The sequence below is a fragment of the Flagellimonas allohymeniacidonis genome, assembly GCF_004296335.1.
GTDB classification, from domain to species: domain Bacteria; phylum Bacteroidota; class Bacteroidia; order Flavobacteriales; family Flavobacteriaceae; genus Flagellimonas; species Flagellimonas allohymeniacidonis.
In genome coordinates this window covers 602119-622652 of sequence record NZ_SGIU01000001.1, presented here as the reverse complement: position 1 = coordinate 622652, position 20534 = coordinate 602119, and the positions used below count along the sequence as shown (strand labels likewise).

Genomic DNA, 20534 nt, shown 5'->3' with positions numbered 1-20534 from the left:
TAAGATTGAAAACGGAATTTACACTTCAAGAGATTGATGCAATTGCTGAGCAATTGGTGAAATCGGTCAAAAACAAAACCTTATGTTTTTTTGGTGAGATGGGCGCCGGAAAAACCACTTTAATCAAAGCTTTGGTAAAACGGCTAGGGGGAATAGACTATGCCAGTAGTCCCACATTTGGTTTGGTAAACGAATATCACGATGGATCGGATGAATTGCTTGCCTACCACTTCGATTTTTACCGTATTGAAACGGAAGCTGAGGCCTTAGACCTTGGCTTTGAGGATTATACATCTTCCGATGCATGGATTTTCATTGAATGGCCAGAGAAAATCACCTCCCTTTTGCCCGAAAATTCGGAGAAGGTGCATTTACGCTTCATCGATGAAAACACACGTTCAGTCGAGTTAAATCCCTGAACCCATTCATTACAGTTATCTTCAAACAAATCATTTATTGTGCAAGTGCTTCTCGATTAAATGTTGAGTTTTTAGGATAAAATGCAATTTTTATCGACGAAGTGTAGGGTAGGTTGAAATATTTTCCTACTTTTGAACCATAGATGAATTCATTTATTAACCAAAAACTCTTTTACGATGAACACTAAAAAAGTTTTTTTTGGACTCTTAGCTGTTGCTTTTTTGGCAATGACAGTTGTGTCAACCTCAGTCATTGTTGAAGATACTTTGGAAGATGTGCCAAGCATTCGAAAAAAGGATCAAATTAAGTTCTAAGCCGAGCTAAGATTACGGTTAAAAGACCCTTCATTTTTTATGAAGGGTTTTTTTGTACAATATTTTCAAGGGTTGGCAGTTATGTCTATATGAGTGACAAAAATAAAATCAGGCGCAAGTTAGTTATTGAAGGCCTGATCACTTTAATTATAGCAATCACCCCAATTATCCACTATTGTTGGAAATATATGCCTTCTGATGGCACGGAATTAAACTTTTTGGGAATTACTTTTTCCAATAATGGTTTTTCCGATGTTAGTAGTGCATTCTACTATTATCTTCTTAAAATCACACCACTGCTATTATTGGTGATATGGTTTGCCACCTGTAAACATTGGTGGTACCATGCTATTTTGATACCCATTGCCATGTATAGCTTTCAACTGTTCAGCGTTCTGACCTATGAATCTCAGATAATAGACGAGAACGAAATTCTATATGTGATTGCTGTAACCATGGTAGTTGTTCCCGTAGTTTATTTCATTAGGGTTAAACTAGTGGATAAACACGTGCATGGTATTGATCTCGACGCTATGGACACTGAACTTCAAATCCTTAAAGAAAAGGAAGAACTTCGTAAAGAGCGTGAGAAACTGGAACAACGCCAACAGACCCTTTCGAAAAAAATGTAAATTTGTTCGTTACCTTAAAGGTATTGTGAATAGCTTTACATCGTATGAACCAACCCTCCTCACCCTTTAGCAAACAGCAACTTTTACCCCAGGAAGAAACCCTCGAAATTTTAAAGCAAAAGGGAGAACTGTTTATCGGTCTTCCCAAGGAGAGCCAATACCAAGAAAAACGAATTTGTCTTACCCCCGATGCCGTCAACGCCATTACGGCCCATGGGCATCGTGTATTGGTAGAAGCAGGTGCCGGAGAGGGTGCCAATTTTTCGGATGCGGATTATACCAATGCCGGTGCCGAGATTACTCGCGACGTAAAGAAAGTATTTTCTTGTCCGCTCATTTTAAAAGTGGAGCCCCCTACCCTCGCCGAAATGGATTTGTTGAATCCGCAAACCATTTTGATTTCGGCCCTTCAGATAAAAACACAAAGCAAGGCCTACTTTGAAAACATGGCGAAAAAAAGATTGACCGCCATTGCCTTTGAATATATCAGGGACGAAGATGGTAAGTATCCCGCTGTACGATCTTTAAGCGAGATTGCCGGAATTTCTTCCATCCTCATCGCCTCTGAACTTATGGCTACCACCAACAAGGGAAACGGATTGATGTTTGGAAATATCAGTGGCGTGCCTCCTGTTGAAGTCGTCATTATTGGAGCAGGTACTGTTGGTGAATTCGCCTCACGTTCCGCACTGGGACTAGGTGCCAACATCAAAGTATTTGATAATTCCTTGACCAAATTGCGGAACCTACAAACCAACTTAAACCGAACCATCTATACTTCTACAATACAACCCAAAAATTTATTGAAGGCTTTAAAGAGATGTGATGTGGCCATCGGTGCAACCCGAGGTAAGGACCGCACTCCTGTTATAGTTTCCAGTTCCATGGTGGAAAACATGAAAAAGGGAGCTGTTATTATTGATGTGAGCATTGATATGGGTGGCTGTTTTGAAACTTCAGAAATCACCACCCACGATAAACCCACCGTAGAAAAGTTTGATGTCATCCATTATGGGGTGCCCAATATTCCAGCACGCTATCCACGGACATCCTCTATTTCAATAAGCAATATTTTTACCCCCTATTTGCTGAAAATCGGGGAAGATGGTGGTCTGGAACATTCCCTTCGTTTCGATCGCGGATTGCGCAACGGGTTATATATGTATCACGGCATTTTGACCAACAAATCCGTTGGGGATTGGTTCGGGCTTTCCTATAGCGATATTAACTTTCTTATTTTTTAGTCCATGGCATTCTTACGGCGCTTGGGTTGGTATTTGGTTGGCCTTTCCATTGGTATTGTTTTTTTGGTTTTCTTTCTTCAGAAAAAGTCAGAGGAAACGGGAACGGAATTCTGTTACTTTCCCAATTGCAGGGTTTTGAAAGACCTCCGCTCCAAGCCTTTGGTATTTGGGGATAAATTGCAGGAAACATTTCGCGACACGATATTGATTCAATCCTTTTTAAAGGATGGCGATATTGATTTTAGAAATAGTGATACGAAATCAGAGCCATGCAAAATCTATCGCATCGAAAAAGATATTGATAATCGTAAAAGAATACTCCAAGTTCAAAACTGCAAGGACAGTATTGTAGTAGAAAGTCTCAGCTACTAAATATCCAACTTCCTTCGTTCCTTTTCCTTTTTTAACAACGAAAGTTCGCGAGTAGTTTGCCCAGCGACTGAAGTGTTTTCCTCAGCCCTGCGAATCAAATAGGGCATAACATCCTTAACCGGGCCGTAAGGCACGTACTTCGCCGCATTATATCCGGCATTGGATAGGTTATAGGTGATATGATCACTCATTCCAAAAAGTTGGCCGAACCATATTTTAGGATTGTTATTGGCAATCTTCATATCTACCATTTGCTCCACTAATTTCAAAGAACTCAGTTCATTATGCGTTCCAGCAAAAATGGCCATGCGTTCTAAATTTTCCATCATAAAGGCTATTGCCGCGTCAAAATTTTCATCGGTGGCTTGTTTTGAGGTGCAAATGGGACTTTTATACCCCAGTTCTTCAGCCCTTTCATTTTCTTTTTCCATATAAGCGCCTCGAACGACCTTTAGTCCCACCACAAAATCTTCTTGGGAAGCTATCTCATGAATTTCTTGGATATACGCCAACCTATCCCATCGGTACATCTGTGCCGTATTGAAAACCACAGCCTTTTCCCTATTATATCTACGCATCATATGCAGCGCTATGTCATCGGCAGCTTCTTGCATCCAACTTTCTTCGGCATCGATAAGAAGAGAGACATCCAAATCAAAAGCCTTTTTGCAAACTTGGTGGTATCGGTCAATTATACGCTGCCATTCCGCCTTCTCATCTTCGGTCAAGGGTTTATTTTCACTGACTTTCTGGTACAGTTCAAAACGCCCAAAACCTGTGGGCTTAAAAACGGCGAAGGGAATCGCATCCTTCTCTTTCACAAAGTCAAGTACTTCGAGCGTTTTTTGTAATGCAAAGTCAAATTGGTCTTCTATCTCTTTCCCTTCCACCGAGTAATCCAAAATGGAACACACCCCTTTTTCAAACATCTTGTCGATTATGGGCATGCAGTCTTCCTCATGGGTACCACCACAAAAATGGTCGAATACCGTGGCCCGTATCAACCCTTCAATGGGCAAATGGGCCTTAATGGCAAAATTGGTAACGGCAGTACCTATCCTAACAAGAGGTTCGTTGGCAATCAGTTTGAAAAGGAAGTAGGCCCTTTCGAGTTCCGAATCGGTTTTTAGGTCAAAAGCGATTGCAGTATTCTCAAAATTCATGTGCATTTTTGACAATCTAATAACAAATCAAATATAAGTAGGGATTCGATAAGATTATCTATAAAAATAGTCTTTATTTAGTGTCACATTTGCATTATGGACCCTATTACATCAGATACGTACGAGGTATACCTTGAGGAGTTGGCAGAGGCTACGTTGACACAGCATTTGCAACGAAGCAATTATTCCAAAATATTTGTTCTGGTGGATGATAACACCGAAAAGCACTGTCTTCCAAAGTTGAATTCCATACTGGCCAAACACATCGACCATGTCTTGAAAATCACTCCTGGGGAAGAACATAAAACTATTCAAACCTGTTATGCCCTATGGCAACAATTATCCAACCGTGGAGCTGATCGCAAAAGTTTGCTGATCAATTTAGGTGGCGGGGTTTTGACGGATTTAGGTGGTTTTGTGGCGTCGACTTTTAAAAGAGGCATCGATTTTATCAATATCCCCACTACCCTCCTGGCTATGGTGGATGCTTCGATTGGGGGAAAGACTGGAGTGGATTTGGGTTCGCTGAAAAATCAAGTTGGGGTTATCAATCAACCCCAAATGGTCTTGGTTTTTCCTGAATTGTTAAAAACATTGGATACCAGGCAAACCAAAAGCGGATATGCTGAAATGCTAAAACACGGATTGATTCTAGATGCCGCTTATTGGGAGTGCCTTCGAACGGAAAAAAACTTTTCTACAGCCGGCTCCATCCAAAAATCGATTGCTATAAAAAATCAAGTGGTTAGCGAAGACCCAACGGAGCAAGGACTTCGAAAGATTTTAAACTTTGGCCATACCCTTGGGCACGCAATAGAATCTTATTTTTTGGAAAGCTCCCATAAACCCCCATTACTTCATGGAGAAGCCATTGCAGTAGGCATGATTTTAGAAGGTTATCTATCCCATGAATTAAAAGGTTTGTCCAAGTTGTCACTTCAAGAAATCAAAGAAACTTTTCTAAGTCATTTTAATCGCGTGGATTTCGAAGAAGAGGATATCAAGGACATTATCGACTTAATGAAGTATGACAAGAAGAATGCCCATGGCAATATAAATTTTGTGTTGCTCCAGGAAATCGGGTCGGCCTTGACCGATGTGAAGGTACCCGAGAATCTTTTCCAAAAAGCCTTCGCTTACTACAAAGAATAATCTTTACATACACAAAAAATTGGCGTTGACAACTCTTTGGATACAACCGCTCTAAAAATTTATAGTTTAGGTAGGTAAACCAATACCACCTGCCATGAAACGAATTTTAATAGACTACAGGAAGTTGGATCACTCCGTAGCCGCCCGGCTTATTGATTCTTATCCCTATGGATATGGCGATGACGACATCATCACCCTAAAAAAACCAAGTGGAGAAATTGTAGAAGCAGTAGAAGTACGTACCGAGGATACCATTTATCTGGTAAAAATCAGTAAAAGCCTTTCCAATTTTATTTCCAGTTTTGAAGAAAACATTGAAAAAGAGCTGGTTAAAAAAGAAGAGCCGGAAGTCGCTTTTCCAGCAGAAGGAGAAGTCCATCCAAACAACGATTTGGAATCAGATGGTGAAAACGAAAGTGACCCGTTGTTTTAGGATTGGTTCTATAAATAACGCTCTCTTAAAATGCCCAGGTGATGTTTCTGATGACCACAAATAACAAACCCTAACGCCCTCACACTCATCAATGAGCCACTTGCAGACCCCTCTCTTTTAAGCTCATTTTCATTTAAAGAAGCAAAAAGGGCCCATGTGGAATCACGTATACCCGTAAATTCTTGAAGAATTTCTTCCTTGCTTTTATCATTCGCCTTCGATTCCAACACATAATCGTCCTGTTCAAAGCCCGGTAAGGCTGTCTTATCATTTCGAGCAAAGCGAAAGGCACGATATTGAAATACACGCTCAGCATCAAGTATATGAACAAGTACCTCGGCTGCAGTCCATTTTCCATCTGCGTAGGCATAGTGCAACCTACTCTCAGGAAACGTTGAGACAAAATCCAAAAACACATCCCTTCCTTTCTGAAGGGCAGACATCAAGTGGACATCATCAACAATATTGATATACCCAGCGTAGTACGGATGATATTCCGAAGGGAGCAAATCAGAAGACAGCATGAAAGAGGTATATACTTACAGTTCGTTGAAAATGGTGTGCATTAAACGTTTTTTATCGTTTATGCTTTCCTCTAAGGAAATCATAGTTTCGGTCCTGCTAATTCCATCGATATCATCTATTTTGAAAATGATATTTTTAGCATGGGTCGTATCACGAGCACGTATTTTGCAGAATATGTTGAATTTACCAGTTGTTATGTGGGCGACAGTGACATAAGGAATTTGGTTCAATCGCTCTAAAACAAACTTGGTCTGATGCGTTTTTTCTAAAAAGATACCAACGTAGGCAATGAACGAATACCCAAGTTTTACATAGTCCAAGGTTAAGGACGAGCCCTTAATTATCCCAGATTCTTCCATTTTTTTAACCCTGACATGAACTGTCCCTGCCGAAATCAATAATTTTTTGGCAATATCCGTGAACGGGGTACGAGTATTGTCAATTAACATATCCAATATTTGGTGATCGATTTCGTCTAATTTTACTTTGCTCATAGTGTTAGTATTTTCAACAAAAGTAGTTAATTAGGAAAAATTACGTAAAAAAAAACCACTTTTTGTAAAAAAAATGTAAGAATGTTCAAGAATTGACCAAAATTCTATTCTGAGCTGTTAAGTACTTTCAAGATTTTTTTCTCCGCCAAAATCGACCTCATGTCATTCTCATGGGAACAATCGTAAACTTTATGGCCAAAAAAGCCCGATAAATCCCCCCGTCCCTGTATTTTCGGAATAAAATCAATAAAATCACCGTCTAAAGATTCAGTATATCGAATGCCCATGGAGCTTCCTTTCTCTAGTTTGGTATTGACTAGATGAGCATTATGTACTAAAATATCGAAGAACAATTTCTCATTTTCGGGGATATTGAAGTACTCTGAGACGTTAAACAAAGTAGAACTGTTGGCTGATATAATGCGTATAGCTTCCCACAGCGCATAGAAAATATACTTACGAGTCTGCTCACGATGATAATCATTTTTGTAATGTCCGGCCTCAAACAATATAGTTGGAACATCTTCCATTTGAAAGGCATCGCCAACGCAGTTTTCATTAAAGGAGTCATCGTATCTGCCCACCTGATTGGGTATTAAGGTCTGCAAGACCTGGTTCATGGCCACTATAAGCTTCATCGCCTCTTCCCTTGAGGATGTAATAGTTCTCTCAGCGTCGCTCGCGGGCGATAAGAAGGAAACCGTTGCAGATTTGGGATACGGGCCCGCACTAAAAAGGGTGCGCTGATCATGCAGATTAAAACAAAACTTCGGTTGAAAAGAATCAAATAGTCCCCTTAAAACTCGACTTTCAGGTTGATTTCTAGTTTTAGCATCCCGGTTTAGATCAATGTTATTGGCATTCATCCGGGTGTATGCCTCTGCACCATCAGGATTCAGAATAGGTACAATCTTTAAGGTACAGGAGTCCAAAATGGCTTTTGCTTCTTCGCTATTGGATAAAAGAAAGTTGGTGAGGTCGACAACCGCCTTGGTGGTGGTTGATTCATTTCCATGCATTTGAGACCACATAAGTACCTTATTGGGTCCTGTCCCCATAGTCAATGCTATGATATCCTTTTCGAGAACGGACTTACCCACAATATTGGAATAGGTGGACAAGGGTTTGAGCCAATTATCTTTCAATTGATTCAGGGTAATGTATCTCCCCGATAATGAGGGTTCCTTATAATCGGAATGTAGGTCTCTCGGCATTTGACTATAAAGTTACAAAAGTAAATACCATTCAATTTACATTTGTAATCAAAATAAAATCCAATTTGACCACTTTGCTTGACATTTGTTAATTATCTTTTACAAATGTGTGACCGCTGGGAGGTATCTTTTTGCTCTTCTAAAAATATTTGTTTAAAGTATTATAAAAGAGTGATTTAATACAATTTATATAAATGTATTATTTTAATTTTTTAATAAATTTTTATACTTGTTTGAGCCGACTACCCCTAATTGTTCGTACTTTTAGCACTATAAATTTACATTTGTGAATGAAGAATTTGTAGTACGCTTAAAAAGACTCTTAGAGCATTATGATCTTACGGTTTCAGCTTTTGCTGACAGCATTGGGGTGCAGCGGTCGAGCATGTCACACATACTCAATGGACGTAATAGACCTAGTCTCGATTTTATAATGAAAGTGGTACAAACCTTTCCTGAAGTAAATCTGTATTGGCTGCTCAATGGGAAGGGAAGTTTTCCTTCTGATTCAGCCGAGATGGAATCTCCTACCCCGAACATTTCCGAACCTTCAAATTTGCAGCAAGAAAAAAAGCAAAGATTATCCTTGCCATTAAAGGATGCAAAGGAAGTTCTGAGGGTTGTTTTATTCTATTCCGATGGCACCTTTGAATCATTTGAGACAAAAAAGCATTGAGCAATTTCTTTTAATTGCAGAGTTTGGATTTACTTTGCAAGCATGACAAAGCAAATAGTAAGTTATATCGCACTCGGTCTAATTATAGCCTGTAGTTCCCCACCAAATAGAAACTGCACTGACTTTAAGACCGGAAGCTTTTCATTTACCGCAGAAATCGACGGTGAAAAAAAAACTACTACTTTCATTCGTGACGAAAATATTGAAATCGATCTCTTTGAAGGAAAAAGAGACACTTCTTCCATACGTTGGATAAATGATTGTGAGTATATCCTCAAAAATAAAAACCCGAAGAGCAAGGCCGAGGAAAAATCGATCCATATTAAAATATTGACAACTGCGGATTCTTCGTATACTTTTGAGTACAACGCAATCGGAGAATCCCGAAAATTTAAAGGAACCGCTTACAAAATACACTGACCATGTTTGAAATTTTAACCAGTCCGGATGCCTGGATGGCCCTATTGACACTCACTTTTCTGGAGATTATTCTAGGAATTGACAATATCATTTTTATTTCCATCGCTGCAGGAAAACTTGACCGAAAGGACCGAAAAAAGGCGACCAACCTAGGATTGATACTGGCCATGGGTATGCGTATACTGTTGCTTTTTGGAATCACATGGCTCACCAAGATGAAAAAACCTTTTTTAATTTTGGATGAATCGTGGATCCATGGGGGAATAAGCTGGCAGGCTTTGATTCTTTTTCTGGGCGGTTTGTTTCTGCTGTATAAAAGTACCAAGGAAATTCATGAAAAGATTGAGGATAGAGGTCATGATGAAAGAGAGGTGACCAAATCACGCTCTTCTTCCCTGATGAATGCCATTGTTCAAATAACCGTTATCAATATTGTTTTTTCTTTCGATTCCATATTAACTGCAATCGGTATGACGAATGGAATCTCACCTAATACCACTGACGCTCTTGTTTTGATGATCATTGCAGTTGTGGTCTCTGTGGTTATCATGATGTTATTCGCAAACCCTGTTGGAGAATTTGTGAACCGTCATCCCTCAGTACAAATTTTAGGATTATCCTTTTTGATACTTATCGGATTCATGCTCATCACAGAAGCCGCGCATTTATCGCACTTAGTTGTATTCGATAATGAAATTGGCGCCATTCCCAAGGGGTACTTGTACTTTGCCATTACATTTTCCCTTATGGTAGAATTTTTTGATCTCAGAATGAAGAAAAACCAGAGAGCAAAAGAAGCCTCCGAAGGATAAGAGCCCTTAATTTAATTGGGCCTTTCGAACAGCACTGATGGTTGCAATTGCTTTTGTTTTCTGAACAATTGTTGCTGTTGCTTTACCGTAAGTGTACTTCCATCAGGGCTCCATCCCGGTGGTCCGAAGACATACATGAATTTATGGGAAAGTTTTTTTGCCTTGCGTACATCGCTCCAGATGTCTTTAAACTCATGGGTTAAAATGACCATGGGGTTGAAAGAGTTGGGCGAATGGATTACCCCATACTTAACATTGATGGAGTCATCCAGCTCTTTCCATGTGCCAAAAAGTTTATCAAAAATATTGAGAAACCCCCCGTGGTTCTTATCCAGATACTCAATATTTTGGGCATGATGAACTTGGTGCATGGTATGCGTGTTGAAAATCTTCTCCAAAAATCCAAGTTTGGGCACATATACTGAATGCAATTGAAATTGCCAAAGGGCCTCAATCCCTAAACATACCAGGACCATTTCTGGTGGGAAGCCGATCACAGGGAGCCACATGTAAAAAAAAGGCTTGTACAAAATGGTGAACCATCCATTGCGAACCGCGGTTCCCAAATTAAAATTGTCCGAGGAATGGTGAACGATATGGGCCGCCCAAAGGATACGTATTTCATGATTGGCCCGATGAAACCAGTAGTAGGTAAAATCATCAGCAAGTTGACACAACAACCATACGTACCAGGCATAGCTGAAGGATTCATAACCTAAAAAATTTCGCCGGACGCCATCTACCAAGGGGTTGCAAAGTTCATACACAAACTCAAAAAAAACAATGGCGAAAACTACTTTAAAAAGAGCGCCTAAAATCGCAGAACCTACCCCCATAAATCCACTGGCCGCCAAATCCTTCCAGTTGTAGATATGGTCGTCTCCGTGAGAGATACTATACGTCAGTTCAAATAAAATAAAGGCAATAAAAACCGGCACGCCGTAAACCAGCGGGTTCGTAAATTCCATATAAAATATTTCAGCTAATGGCTAGGTGTGTGTACTTGTCCGCCAAAATAGGCAGAATAAGTGACTAAAACAATGTTGGCTGATCAGAATCGTCATTATTTGTTTTTACATCTCTATCAGAGATATCTATGGACTCTTCATCTATCACCTCAATATCCTCAGGAATGGCTTCCTTAGGCTCTTCGAAAGGTAGTGGGTCTAGAGCGTTGATGTTCTTAACCTTTTCGGAAGTAAGTTGGTTTCCGATGGCTTTGATACCTTTTACAGCTATAAAGTCTTCCAAATCGACCTGTTGGTTGGGCTTGGCATCTTTCCCACGAGGTTTGGCGAACTCAATTTCAATTACTGGGCGCCAATCTGTTGATATCAACTCTAAAAACGACTTTGGGTGTTCCGATGTAATTTGTTCTTCCCTATTTGGATTTTCCACGAGAAATCGCTTCACATAGTAGCGATCCTTCTCTCCCTCGAAATGTACCACCGAAATAGGTTTTTTCGGATTCCATTTTTCCAACACCACCATATCATCATTAAACCGGGTAAGCAAATCGGGGGGGATGGTTTTCAACTTTCCCTTTTGATCAACAATCAAAAGTAAATCGTCTCCTTTGAATTCACCCAGGAGCTCACCTCGCTCATCCACATTTAAACGGCTGACAACATCATCAAACCAAATCTTTCTGGGTTTTAGAGTGGACACTCCTTTTTCCTTCAGCTCGATACGCTTTACCGCGTATTTGGTAACTAAATTACCTTTTGACCCCCTGCCCTTTATCAAAACATCGGCGAAGTCCAAGTCCCATTTCAACTTTTTGATACTTCCCGATTGTCGAAGCATCACAGTAATTATTTCGGCTTCCCCATTTGGATTGGCAGAAAAATACAACACGTCGGCACTGGCTTTGCTGCCGGCCAATTGATATATCTTATCTCGTGTAATGGCCGTTACGTTGAACCGTTTAATGTAGCTGGGGCCACCTTTTCCGTCTTTGTATACCATGTTGTAGGTGGTACGGCTATCTTTCTTTTTGAAGACACCCACATGTATAATGTTCTTTCCAATAAAGGTTTTGGCATCCACTTTGGTCACCATCATTTCGCCCTTCTTGGTGAAAACAATGATATCATCAATATCACTACAGTCCGTTACATATTCTTCTTTTCGCAAAGAGGTGCCTATAAAACCTTCTTCACGGTTGACATACAATTTTGTATTGCGAATTACCACCTTGGTGGCCTCGATATCATCAAAAATCTTGATTTCCGACTTGCGCTCCCTCCCCTTGCCGTATTTCTTTTTAAGTTCTTTGAAATAAGCAATGGCGAAGTCCACCAAATGTTCCAAATCATGTTTGGTCTGCGCAATTTTTTCCTCCAATGAATCTATAAGCTGCTGTGCTTTTTCCAAATCAAACTTGGAAATTCGCTTGATTCGAATCTCCGTCAATCGAACGATATCCTCTTCGGTTACAGCGCGTTTTAGATTTTTAGTGAAAGGTTTCAACCCCTTGTCAATTGCTGAAATAACGCCTTCCCAGGTTTCTTCTTCCTCAATATCCCGGTAGATTCTGTTCTCAATAAAAATTCGCTCAAGAGAGGAAAAATGCCATTGTTCTTCTAGTTCCCCCAATTGAATTTCCAGTTCAGACTTTAAAAGTTCTACGGTAAAATCGGTAGATCTTTCAAGCATCTCCTTTACACCAATAAACAAGGGCTTGTTGTCCTTAATGATACATCCAAGTGGTGAAATGGAAGATTCACAAGAGGTAAAAGCGTAAAGCGCATCGATGGTTTTGTCAGGGGAAATTCCACTCGGAAGATGAACCAAAATCTCAACTTCCGCAGCCGTGTTATCCTCGATTTTTTTGATTTTTATCTTACCCTTATCATTGGCTTTCAGTATGGAATCAATTAAAGAAGAAGTATTGGTTCCGTATGGTATTTCATTGATTACCAGTGTGTTTTTATTTAATGTAGCTATTTTTGCCCTTACACGAACCTTCCCTCCTCGAATTCCATCGTTATAATTGGTTACATCAATAATTCCAGCGGTAGGGAAATCAGGATACAACTTAAAGCGTTGTCCTTTTAAGTGCTTGATAGAAGCATCAATAAGTTCATTGAAATTGTGGGGCAATACTTTGGTGGAAAGTCCAACAGCAATACCTTCCGCCCCTTGTGCCAAAAGCAAGGGAAACTTCACTGGAAGATTTACAGGTTCTTTCTTGCGTCCGTCATAAGACAACTGCCATTCCGTAATCTTAGGGCTGTAAACAACATCCAAGGCAAACTTTGAAAGTCTAGCCTCTATATATCGGGAAGCTGCCGCTCCATCTCCAGTAAGGATGTTACCCCAGTTTCCTTGGGTATCGATAAGGAGGTCCTTTTGTCCTAATTGGACCATAGCGTCGGCAATACTGGCATCACCGTGAGGGTGATACTGCATGGTATGCCCTACCACATTCGCAACCTTATTATAACGTCCATCATCCAACTCTTTAAGGGCGTGCATAATACGCCTTTGGACGGGTTTGAACCCGTCTTCAATGGCGGGAACGGCTCGTTCAAGGATGACATAGGAGGCATAGTCCAAGAACCAGTCCTTGTACATTCCGGTTACTCTGGTAAGTGTATCTTGGGAGTTTTCTTGGTTTTCCGAACCTTCTTCGTTCAAAGCTTCATTCTCTTCCATTCAGAAGGGTTATTTGTTTAGTTTGCAGTTAATTTTCTTCTACTAAATCAAGTTCTACTTTAAGGTTATTTATGATGAAATCTTGGCGGTCTGGGGTGTTTTTCCCCATATAAAATTTCAAAAGGTTGTCGATACTCAAGGCTTTGTCAAGCATTACAGGTTCCAGACGAATATCATCGCCTATGAAGTGTTTGAATTCATCCGGAGAAATCTCCCCCAATCCCTTAAAACGGGTTATTTCGGGTTTACCGGAAAGTTTTTCAATCGCATTTCGCTTCTCTTCTTCACTGTAGCAATAAATGGTCTCCTTCTTGTTTCGTACTCGGAAAAGTGGTGTCTGTAAAATGTATAAGTGATTTTCTTTGATCAATTCTGGGAAGAATTGCAAAAAGAAGGTAATCAACAAAAGTCTGATATGCATTCCATCCACATCGGCATCCGTAGCAATTACAATATTATTGTATCGCAAGTCCTCCAGAGATTCCTCGATATTCAGAGCAGCTTGCAGTAAGTTGAACTCCTCATTCTCATAGACAATCTTTTTGGACATCCCATAAGAATTCAAGGGCTTTCCACGCAAACTGAACACCGCTTGGGTATTGACATCCCTGGATTTTGTGATCGAACCCGAAGCGGAATCACCCTCGGTAATAAACAAGGTCGTTTCCAAGCGACGGTCATTCTTCATATCTTGAAGATGCGCTCGGCAGTCCCTAAGTTTTTTGTTATGTAAACTGGCCTTTTTGGCACGTTCTCGGGCCAATTTTCGAATTCCGGAAAGTTCTTTGCGCTCTTTTTCGGCTTGGATAATTTTTCGTTGCAGTGCCTCAGCGGTAGTAGAATTCTTATGCAGGTAGTTATCCAAATACTTCCCAACAAAATCGTTGATATAGGTTCGAACTGTGGGGAGGTTCCCTCCCATTTCCGTAGAACCAAGCTTGGTTTTGGTTTGACTCTCAAAGACGGGCTCCATTACCTTTATTGAAATCGCGGAAATGATGGACTTACGAATGTCGGAGGCTTCATAATTTTTACCATAAAAATCACGGAGGGTTTTTACAATGGCTTCCCTAAATGCAGCTTGGTGGGTTCCGCCTTGGGTGGTATGTTGTCCATTTACAAACGAATGGTACTCTTCACTGTATTGTGTTTTACTATGTGTAATGGCGACCTCAATATCGTTTCCCTTCAAATGGATGATGGGATAGAGCATGTCGGATACATTGTTATTATCCTCCAATAAATCTTTTAGCCCATTCTCAGAATGAAATTTTTCCCCATTAAAGACAATGGTAAGCCCGGGGTTGAGATACACATAGTTTTTGAGCATCCGCTCCACATACTCGCTACGGTACTTATATTTTTTAAATATGGTTTCATCTGGAATGAAGCTTACCTTGGTGCCTCGACGTCTGGAAGTTTCTTCCAGAAGCTCCTCATTGGTGAGATTTCCGGTCTTGAACTCAGCAGATTTAGATTTGCCATCCCTAGTGGACTCTACCTTGAAATAGGTGGAAAGTGCATTCACAGCCTTGGTTCCTACTCCGTTAAGACCGACAGATTTCTTAAAAGCGCGGGTGTCGTATTTTCCACCGGTATTCATTTTGGAAACAACATCGACTACTTTTCCAAGAGGAATACCGCGACCGTAATCTCTAACAGTGACGATATTTTCCTTGATGGCAATGTCAATGGTTTTTCCTGCACCCATTACAAACTCGTCGATACAGTTATCGATGACTTCCTTGAGCAAAATATAAATGCCGTCATCCGCAGAAGAACCATCGCCCAATTTACCAATATACATTCCAGGGCGCAGGCGGATGTGCTCCTTCCAATCGAGTGATCGAATATTGTCCTCTGTATATTGGTTCTCAGCCATTACCTTGGGGTTAATCCTAGCTAATATAAAATTTAGCCACAAAAATAAAAGTAGCGGGACCAGAAATTAATCAACAAGTACTGTTGATAGATGGAAGCAACTAAATTCTTAGGTATTACACATTGAACCTAAAATGCATTACATCACCATCTTTGACAATGTATTCTTTTCCTTCTATGCGCATCTTTCCAGCTTCCTTGACTTTGTTCTCGCTACCGTATGACTCATAGTCTTGAAATGAAATTACCTCCGCACGGATAAAACCCTTCTCAAAATCAGTATGAATTACACCAGCAGCTTGTGGTGCTGTGGCTCCCACCGGAATGGTCCAAGCGCGAACTTCTTTCTCTCCTGCAGTAAAATAGGTTTCAAGATTCAGCAATCTATATGCCCCTCGAATCAATTTTGAGGAACCGGGTTCGGTCAATCCCAAATCTTCAAGAAACATCTGACGTTCTTCATAAGTTTCCAACTCGGTGATATCCGCTTCGGTACCAACGGCCAATACAACGACTTCAGCATCTTCCCCGGCCACGGCCCGCCTTACTTTATCTACGTATTCGTTTCCTGATACGGCCGAAGCCTCATCCACATTGCAAACGTACATCACCGGTTTATCGGTTATGAGCTGAAGCGGCTGTACATATTCTTTTTTGTCATCCTCCTTAATGGGAATGGCCCGAACAGAGGTTCCGGCCTCCAAGCCTTCTTTTAACTGAATGAGCACCACTTCCTCTTTTTGAGCTTCTTTATTTCCTGTTTTTGCAGTGCGCTTTACCTTGTCAAGTTTTTTCTCAACGCTTTCAAGGTCTCGCAGCTGCAGTTCCATATCGATGGTTTCCTTGTCCCGAATTGGGTCCACAGAACCATCAACATGCACAATATTGTCATTATCAAAACAGCGCAAAACATGTAAAATCGCATCAGTTTCACGAATATTGCCCAAAAACTGGTTGCCCAAACCTTCACCTTTGCTTGCTCCTTTCACCAATCCAGCGATATCCACTATTTCAACCGTTGCAGGAATTACACGTTGGGGGTTGACCAAGGATTCTAGTTTTTGCAAACGGGTATCTGGAACATTGACCACTCCAATATTGGGTTCAATGGTGCAAAATGGGAAGTTTGCACTTTGCGCTTTGGCATTGGAAAGGCAATTGAACAAAGTTGATTTCCCTACATTGGGCAATCCTACAATACCTGCTTTCATGTAATTTGTTGTTTTGAGGCTGCAAATATAAGTGGAACTTTCGTATGCACCGTCGGGAAAATGTGACTAAGCCCCTGTCAAGAAAAAGTAGATTCCCAAACCGATAAGAAACAAAATTCCCAATATGGCTATCAAGGAAAGGACACATCCCAATTGCTGCCAAAACCCTCTATATACTTCTTTTTCTTCCATAAAAAACCCGGGCTAATCAAGTCCGGGTCAAATTAGGTAATTTCTTCTTTAATCTTCAGGGTGCATAAATCTTTGTTTTCCCAGAAGCTCTTCTTCCGTTTCCACACGGTCTTCGTCGGGAACGCAGCAATCCACAGGGCAAACTGCCGCACATTGCGGTTCTTCATGAAAGCCCATGCACTCCGTACATTTGTCCGGTGAGATATAATAGATTTCGTCACTTATGGGTTCTTGAATTTCATCTGCATTGACCGCTTTGCCATCAGGCAATACCACGTCTCCGGCCAACGAAGTCCCATCGCTATAGGTCCATTCCTGTGCACCTTCATAAATGGCGGTGTTGGGGCACTCCGGTTCACATGCACCACAGTTGATGCACTCATCTGTTATAATGATTGCCATAATTTTCTTTTTCTTTTAGCTGAATCCTTTCAGCATGTGTACTTTTGGACAAAAATAAACCCTGCCAAATTAGTTTACAAATATAATGACGGAGCAGAAGTCCATAGTGCAAGCTTTTGTTAAACTTGGAAGCTTTATCACGGAATTTGTTGAAAAACAAGACCATCCAGAAATAGATGGGCTTACCGATTTTTCTGAGGTACTGCAGAAAGCCCAACATCAAAATGGTTGGTTTACAGTCGAAAATATCATTATTGCCCTAAAAAATTGGGGAAAGCTTCTTACCAAAACCCATTTGGAACAATGGCTGAAAAAATATCCGTTTAACAGCAACCTAGCACCTAAGACCATCGGAATTGTAATGGCAGGAAATATTCCCTTGGTTGGTTTCCATGATTTTTTATGCGTTTTGCTGTCCGGAAATCAGGTATTGGTCAAACTTTCTTCGAATGACACGGTTTTGCTCCCCTTTCTCACTAACTATTTGATTGAGCAGGAGCCTTTACTGGCGGACCGCATTCAATTTACAGAAGAAAAGTTTGAAAATTTTGGAGCTGTCATTGCCACCGGCAGCAATAACACCAGTCGCTATTTTGAATATTACTTCGGAAAATATCCCAGCATCATCCGGAAAAATAGAAATTCAGTCGCGGTATTGACCGGTCATGAATCCGAAGCGGAGCTTGAGGCTCTGGGAGAAGATATTTTTAGGTATTACGGCTTGGGGTGTCGAAACGTCTCCAAAATTTATGTGCCAAAGAATTATGACTTTGACAAGCTTTTTAATTCGGTTTACGGTTTCAAGGATATCATTCATCAGCATAAGTATGCCAACAACTATGATTACAATAAGGCGGTCTATCTCATGAGCAATATGAAAATATTGGATAACGGTTTTCTAATTCTAAAAGAAGGTGAAAGTTTATCCTCACCTATAGCCTCCTTGTTTTATGAATACTACGAAGATGTTCCTTCTTTGATCGAAAAGCTTCAAGAATATGAAGCGGAGATTCAATGTGTTGTTTCAAAAGGTTTTATGAAGAGTGAGATAGCTTTTGGCCAAACACAAAACCCAAGTTTGGATGATTATGCAGACGGCATTGACACTATGGATTTCCTGCTTTCTCTTAAGTAAAAACTCTCCTTCCACACAAGTTTTCTCATCCAAGTTTTTTTAAGACCTTTACGCCTTACTTTTTAAAATCGAACAAAATTTCGCTTTCAATGAAAAAGCACAATTTTAGCGCAGGACCCTGCATTTTACCCCAAGAGGTGATGAAAAAGGCCTCTGAGGCCGTTGTTGAACTGGACGGCATCGGATTGTCCCTCATCGAGATATCCCACAGAAGCAAGGAATTTGTGGCCATTATGGAAAAAGCTCGCTCCCTTGCCCTTGAGTTGTTGGGGTTGGAAAACAAAGGATATACCGCCCTTTTTCTTCAAGGAGGGGCCAGTATGCAATTCATTATGGCCGCCTACAATCTTCTAGAGAAGAAAGCAGGCTATGTGAATACAGGAACATGGAGTTTGAAAGCAATCAAAGAAGCACGACTGTTTGGTGAAATTGTGGAAGTAGCCTCCTCTCAGGACCAAAATTTCAATTATATCCCGAAGGGATATGCGATTCCAAAAGATTTGGATTACCTACACCTGACTTCGAACAATACCATATTTGGAACACAGATAAAAGAGTTTCCCGAAACGAACGTGCCATTGGTCTGTGACATGAGTTCTGATATCTTCTCCAGACAGATGGACTTTTCCAAATTTGATTTGATCTATGCAGGAGCTCAAAAAAATATGGGGCCCGCAGGAACCACTTTAGTCGTTGTGAAGAATGATATTTTAGGAAAGGTCTCCCGAAAAATCCCCTCAATGTTGGATTATTCGGTGCATGCTGGCAAGGACAGTATGTTCAATACCCCTCCTGTTTTCTCGGTGTATGTTTCCATGTTGACCCTTCAATGGTTAAAAGACCTCGGAGGAATTGCTGCTATTGAGGAAATCAATGAGAAGAAAGCTAATCTTATCTATTCAGAGATTGAGTTGAATCCTGTCTTTTCTGGTTTTGCCGCAAAAGAAGATCGTTCCAATATGAATGCCACCTTCAATATTACCGATGAGACCCTAAAAGAATTTTTCGACGAAAAATGCAAAGAAGCCGGGATTAGTGGAATCAACGGTCACCGTTCCGTTGGTGGATATCGAGCATCAATGTATAATGCCATGTCACTTGAAAGTGTTGGGGTTTTGGTTGACATCATGAGCGAATTGGAGAAAAAAGGATAGTAGATGATAAAGCTTTTGGCCAATGATGGCATTTCACAATCTGCCATTGAACTATTTGAGAAAGAGGGTTTTGAGATAAATTCAACCAAAGTCGCACAAGAACAGCTAGCGAATTACATTAACGAGAACAATATTACCGGCCTTTTGGTACGAAGCGCTACCGAAGCTAAAAAAGAATTGGTAGATGCTTGTCCTAATCTGAAATTGATTGGTCGCGGTGGTGTCGGCATGGACAATATCGACGTGGATTATGCCAAATCGAAAGGAATACATGTGGTGAACACCCCAGCGTCATCTTCGCAATCCGTGGCAGAATTGGTTTTTGCCCATTTATTGTCTGGTAGCCGTTTTTTGCACGATTCCAATCGAAATATGCCCTTGGATGGTGATACGAAATTCAAGCAATTGAAAAAAAGCTATGCCCAAGGCGCCGAATTAAGAGGAAGAACGTTGGGGATTATAGGATTCGGTAGAATTGGACAAGCTACGGCCAAAATGGCCATTGGAATGGGTATGAATGTATTGTACAACGACCATCACACAAATGAGGTTTCTCTGGAAATCCCATTTTTCGATGGACAAAAAATGTCCTTTGAACTTCAAAACTCATCCGTTGATACGGTACTGAAAGAATCTGATTTTGTAAGTGTGCATGTTCCTGCCCAAAATGGCTACATATTGGGAAAAAAGGAGTTTGAGATGATGAAACCCACGGCAGGAGTGGTCAATGCCTCAAGAGGAGGGGTGTTGGATGAAGTAGCGTTGGTTGAGGCCTTGGACAATGAAAAAATAGCGTTTGCGGGGCTCGATGTCTTTGAATCCGAACCAAAGCCTGAGATTCGCATTTTGATGCATCCCAAAATCTCCATGTCTCCGCACATTGGGGCCTCCACTCAAGAAGCCCAAGACCGTATTGGGGTGGAATTGGCCACCCAGGTTATCAAACTTCTAAAGTGATGCTATTTTTTGGTCTCCTGCAGATTTAAAGACTTCTTTTTCGTACATTGAAAACCTTATTCTAAACACTA

23 protein-coding genes are annotated in these 20534 nt (G+C 40.7%); 13 read left to right on the top strand and 10 right to left on the bottom strand.

Going from position 1 to position 20534, the window contains the following annotated elements:
- Positions 1 to 5: 5 nt before the first annotated feature.
- The 5 genes from tsaE (at position 6) to EW142_RS02690 (ending at position 2982) form a co-directional block, all read left to right on the top strand.
- Positions 6 to 419, top strand: coding sequence for a tRNA (adenosine(37)-N6)-threonylcarbamoyltransferase complex ATPase subunit type 1 TsaE (tsaE, locus tag EW142_RS02705; protein ID WP_130609301.1), 414 nt, complete (start codon positions 6 to 8; stop codon positions 417 to 419).
- 177 nt (positions 420 to 596) lie between these two features.
- Positions 597 to 734, top strand: coding sequence for a hypothetical protein (locus tag EW142_RS16655; protein WP_165395208.1), 138 nt, complete (start codon positions 597 to 599; stop codon positions 732 to 734).
- Between the two features lie 89 nt (positions 735 to 823).
- Positions 824 to 1366: a hypothetical protein gene (locus tag EW142_RS02700; RefSeq protein ID WP_130609298.1), complete on the top strand. Its 543-nt coding sequence runs from the start codon at positions 824 to 826 to the stop codon at positions 1364 to 1366.
- A gap of 44 nt (positions 1367 to 1410) precedes the next feature.
- On the top strand, positions 1411 to 2610 hold the full coding sequence (locus EW142_RS02695) for an alanine dehydrogenase (protein WP_130609295.1): 1200 nt from the start codon (positions 1411 to 1413) through the stop codon (positions 2608 to 2610).
- A gap of 3 nt (positions 2611 to 2613) precedes the next feature.
- Positions 2614 to 2982, top strand: coding sequence for a DUF4258 domain-containing protein (locus EW142_RS02690; protein ID WP_130609292.1), 369 nt, complete (start codon positions 2614 to 2616; stop codon positions 2980 to 2982).
- Here EW142_RS02690 and EW142_RS02685 read toward each other — a convergent pair.
- Positions 2979 to 4151 carry a proline dehydrogenase family protein gene (locus tag EW142_RS02685; protein WP_130609288.1) on the bottom strand — a complete coding sequence of 391 codons (1173 nt, stop codon included), beginning with the start codon at positions 4149 to 4151 and terminating at the stop codon, positions 2979 to 2981. The two genes, EW142_RS02690 and EW142_RS02685, sit on opposite strands and share 4 nt — an antisense overlap.
- Before the next feature lie 90 nt (positions 4152 to 4241).
- Here EW142_RS02685 and aroB point away from each other — a divergent pair, with 90 nt between their 5' ends.
- A complete protein-coding gene (gene aroB / locus EW142_RS02680) occupies positions 4242 to 5297 on the top strand; it encodes a 3-dehydroquinate synthase (protein ID WP_130609285.1) in 1056 nt (351 codons plus the stop codon).
- A gap of 94 nt (positions 5298 to 5391) precedes the next feature.
- On the top strand, positions 5392 to 5730 hold the full coding sequence (locus tag EW142_RS02675; protein WP_130609282.1) for a hypothetical protein: 339 nt from the start codon (positions 5392 to 5394) through the stop codon (positions 5728 to 5730).
- An 8-nt stretch (positions 5731 to 5738) separates the two neighbouring features.
- Here the strand turns inward: EW142_RS02675 and EW142_RS02670 are convergent, their stop codons facing one another.
- From EW142_RS02670 to EW142_RS02660, 3 genes are all read right to left on the bottom strand, one after another.
- Complete coding sequence (locus tag EW142_RS02670) at positions 5739 to 6254, bottom strand: DinB family protein (RefSeq protein WP_130609279.1); 516 nt, start codon at positions 6252 to 6254, stop codon at positions 5739 to 5741.
- 15 nt (positions 6255 to 6269) lie between these two features.
- Positions 6270 to 6749, bottom strand: coding sequence for an Lrp/AsnC family transcriptional regulator (locus EW142_RS02665; protein ID WP_073176813.1), 480 nt, complete (start codon positions 6747 to 6749; stop codon positions 6270 to 6272).
- A gap of 104 nt (positions 6750 to 6853) precedes the next feature.
- Entirely contained in the window at positions 6854 to 7963 is a 1110-nt protein-coding gene (locus tag EW142_RS02660; RefSeq protein WP_130609276.1) for a M14 family metallopeptidase, read from the bottom strand.
- A gap of 286 nt (positions 7964 to 8249) precedes the next feature.
- Between EW142_RS02660 and EW142_RS02655 the strand changes: the two genes are divergently transcribed.
- From EW142_RS02655 to EW142_RS02645, 3 genes are read left to right on the top strand one after another with little or no spacing between them, the layout of a single operon-like run.
- The gene (locus tag EW142_RS02655; RefSeq protein ID WP_130609273.1) at positions 8250 to 8639 is read left to right on the top strand and encodes a helix-turn-helix transcriptional regulator; all 390 of its coding nucleotides are present in this window, start codon (positions 8250 to 8252) and stop codon (positions 8637 to 8639) included.
- Between the two features lie 42 nt (positions 8640 to 8681).
- The gene (locus EW142_RS02650) at positions 8682 to 9059 is read left to right on the top strand and encodes a DNA topoisomerase IV (RefSeq protein WP_130609270.1); all 378 of its coding nucleotides are present in this window, start codon (positions 8682 to 8684) and stop codon (positions 9057 to 9059) included.
- A gap of 2 nt (positions 9060 to 9061) precedes the next feature.
- Positions 9062 to 9871: a TerC family protein gene (locus EW142_RS02645; RefSeq protein WP_130609267.1), complete on the top strand. Its 810-nt coding sequence runs from the start codon at positions 9062 to 9064 to the stop codon at positions 9869 to 9871.
- Between the two features lie 11 nt (positions 9872 to 9882).
- Here EW142_RS02645 and EW142_RS02640 read toward each other — a convergent pair whose 3' ends face one another.
- The 6 genes from EW142_RS02640 to EW142_RS02620 form a co-directional block, all read right to left on the bottom strand.
- The gene (locus EW142_RS02640; protein ID WP_130609264.1) at positions 9883 to 10839 is read right to left on the bottom strand and encodes a sterol desaturase family protein; all 957 of its coding nucleotides are present in this window, start codon (positions 10837 to 10839) and stop codon (positions 9883 to 9885) included.
- A 64-nt stretch (positions 10840 to 10903) separates the two neighbouring features.
- Positions 10904 to 13531 carry a DNA gyrase/topoisomerase IV subunit A gene (locus EW142_RS02635; RefSeq protein ID WP_130609261.1) on the bottom strand — a complete coding sequence of 876 codons (2628 nt, stop codon included), beginning with the start codon at positions 13529 to 13531 and terminating at the stop codon, positions 10904 to 10906.
- A 28-nt stretch (positions 13532 to 13559) separates the two neighbouring features.
- The gene (locus tag EW142_RS02630; protein ID WP_130609258.1) at positions 13560 to 15413 is read right to left on the bottom strand and encodes a DNA topoisomerase IV subunit B; all 1854 of its coding nucleotides are present in this window, start codon (positions 15411 to 15413) and stop codon (positions 13560 to 13562) included.
- A 115-nt stretch (positions 15414 to 15528) separates the two neighbouring features.
- A complete protein-coding gene (gene ychF, locus EW142_RS02625; protein ID WP_130609255.1) occupies positions 15529 to 16623 on the bottom strand; it encodes a redox-regulated ATPase YchF in 1095 nt (364 codons plus the stop codon).
- 66 nt (positions 16624 to 16689) lie between these two features.
- Positions 16690 to 16815 (bottom strand): hypothetical protein, encoded by a 126-nt coding sequence (locus tag EW142_RS16925; RefSeq protein WP_262708047.1) that lies wholly within the window; start codon positions 16813 to 16815, stop codon positions 16690 to 16692.
- A 48-nt stretch (positions 16816 to 16863) separates the two neighbouring features.
- Positions 16864 to 17217, bottom strand: coding sequence for a 4Fe-4S dicluster domain-containing protein (locus EW142_RS02620; RefSeq protein ID WP_130609252.1), 354 nt, complete (start codon positions 17215 to 17217; stop codon positions 16864 to 16866).
- A gap of 85 nt (positions 17218 to 17302) precedes the next feature.
- On the opposite strand from EW142_RS02620, the gene EW142_RS02615 reads away from it, so the two are divergent.
- The 3 genes from EW142_RS02615 to EW142_RS02605 all read left to right on the top strand — a co-directional run bounded on the left by EW142_RS02615 (position 17303) and on the right by EW142_RS02605 (position 20463).
- Positions 17303 to 18352 (top strand): acyl-CoA reductase, encoded by a 1050-nt coding sequence (locus tag EW142_RS02615; RefSeq protein WP_130609249.1) that lies wholly within the window; start codon positions 17303 to 17305, stop codon positions 18350 to 18352.
- Between the two features lie 89 nt (positions 18353 to 18441).
- On the top strand, positions 18442 to 19506 hold the full coding sequence (gene serC / locus EW142_RS02610; protein WP_130609246.1) for a 3-phosphoserine/phosphohydroxythreonine transaminase: 1065 nt from the start codon (positions 18442 to 18444) through the stop codon (positions 19504 to 19506).
- A 6-nt stretch (positions 19507 to 19512) separates the two neighbouring features.
- Complete coding sequence (locus EW142_RS02605; protein ID WP_130612412.1) at positions 19513 to 20463, top strand: D-2-hydroxyacid dehydrogenase; 951 nt, start codon at positions 19513 to 19515, stop codon at positions 20461 to 20463.
- The last annotated feature ends 71 nt before the right edge of the window (positions 20464 to 20534 follow it).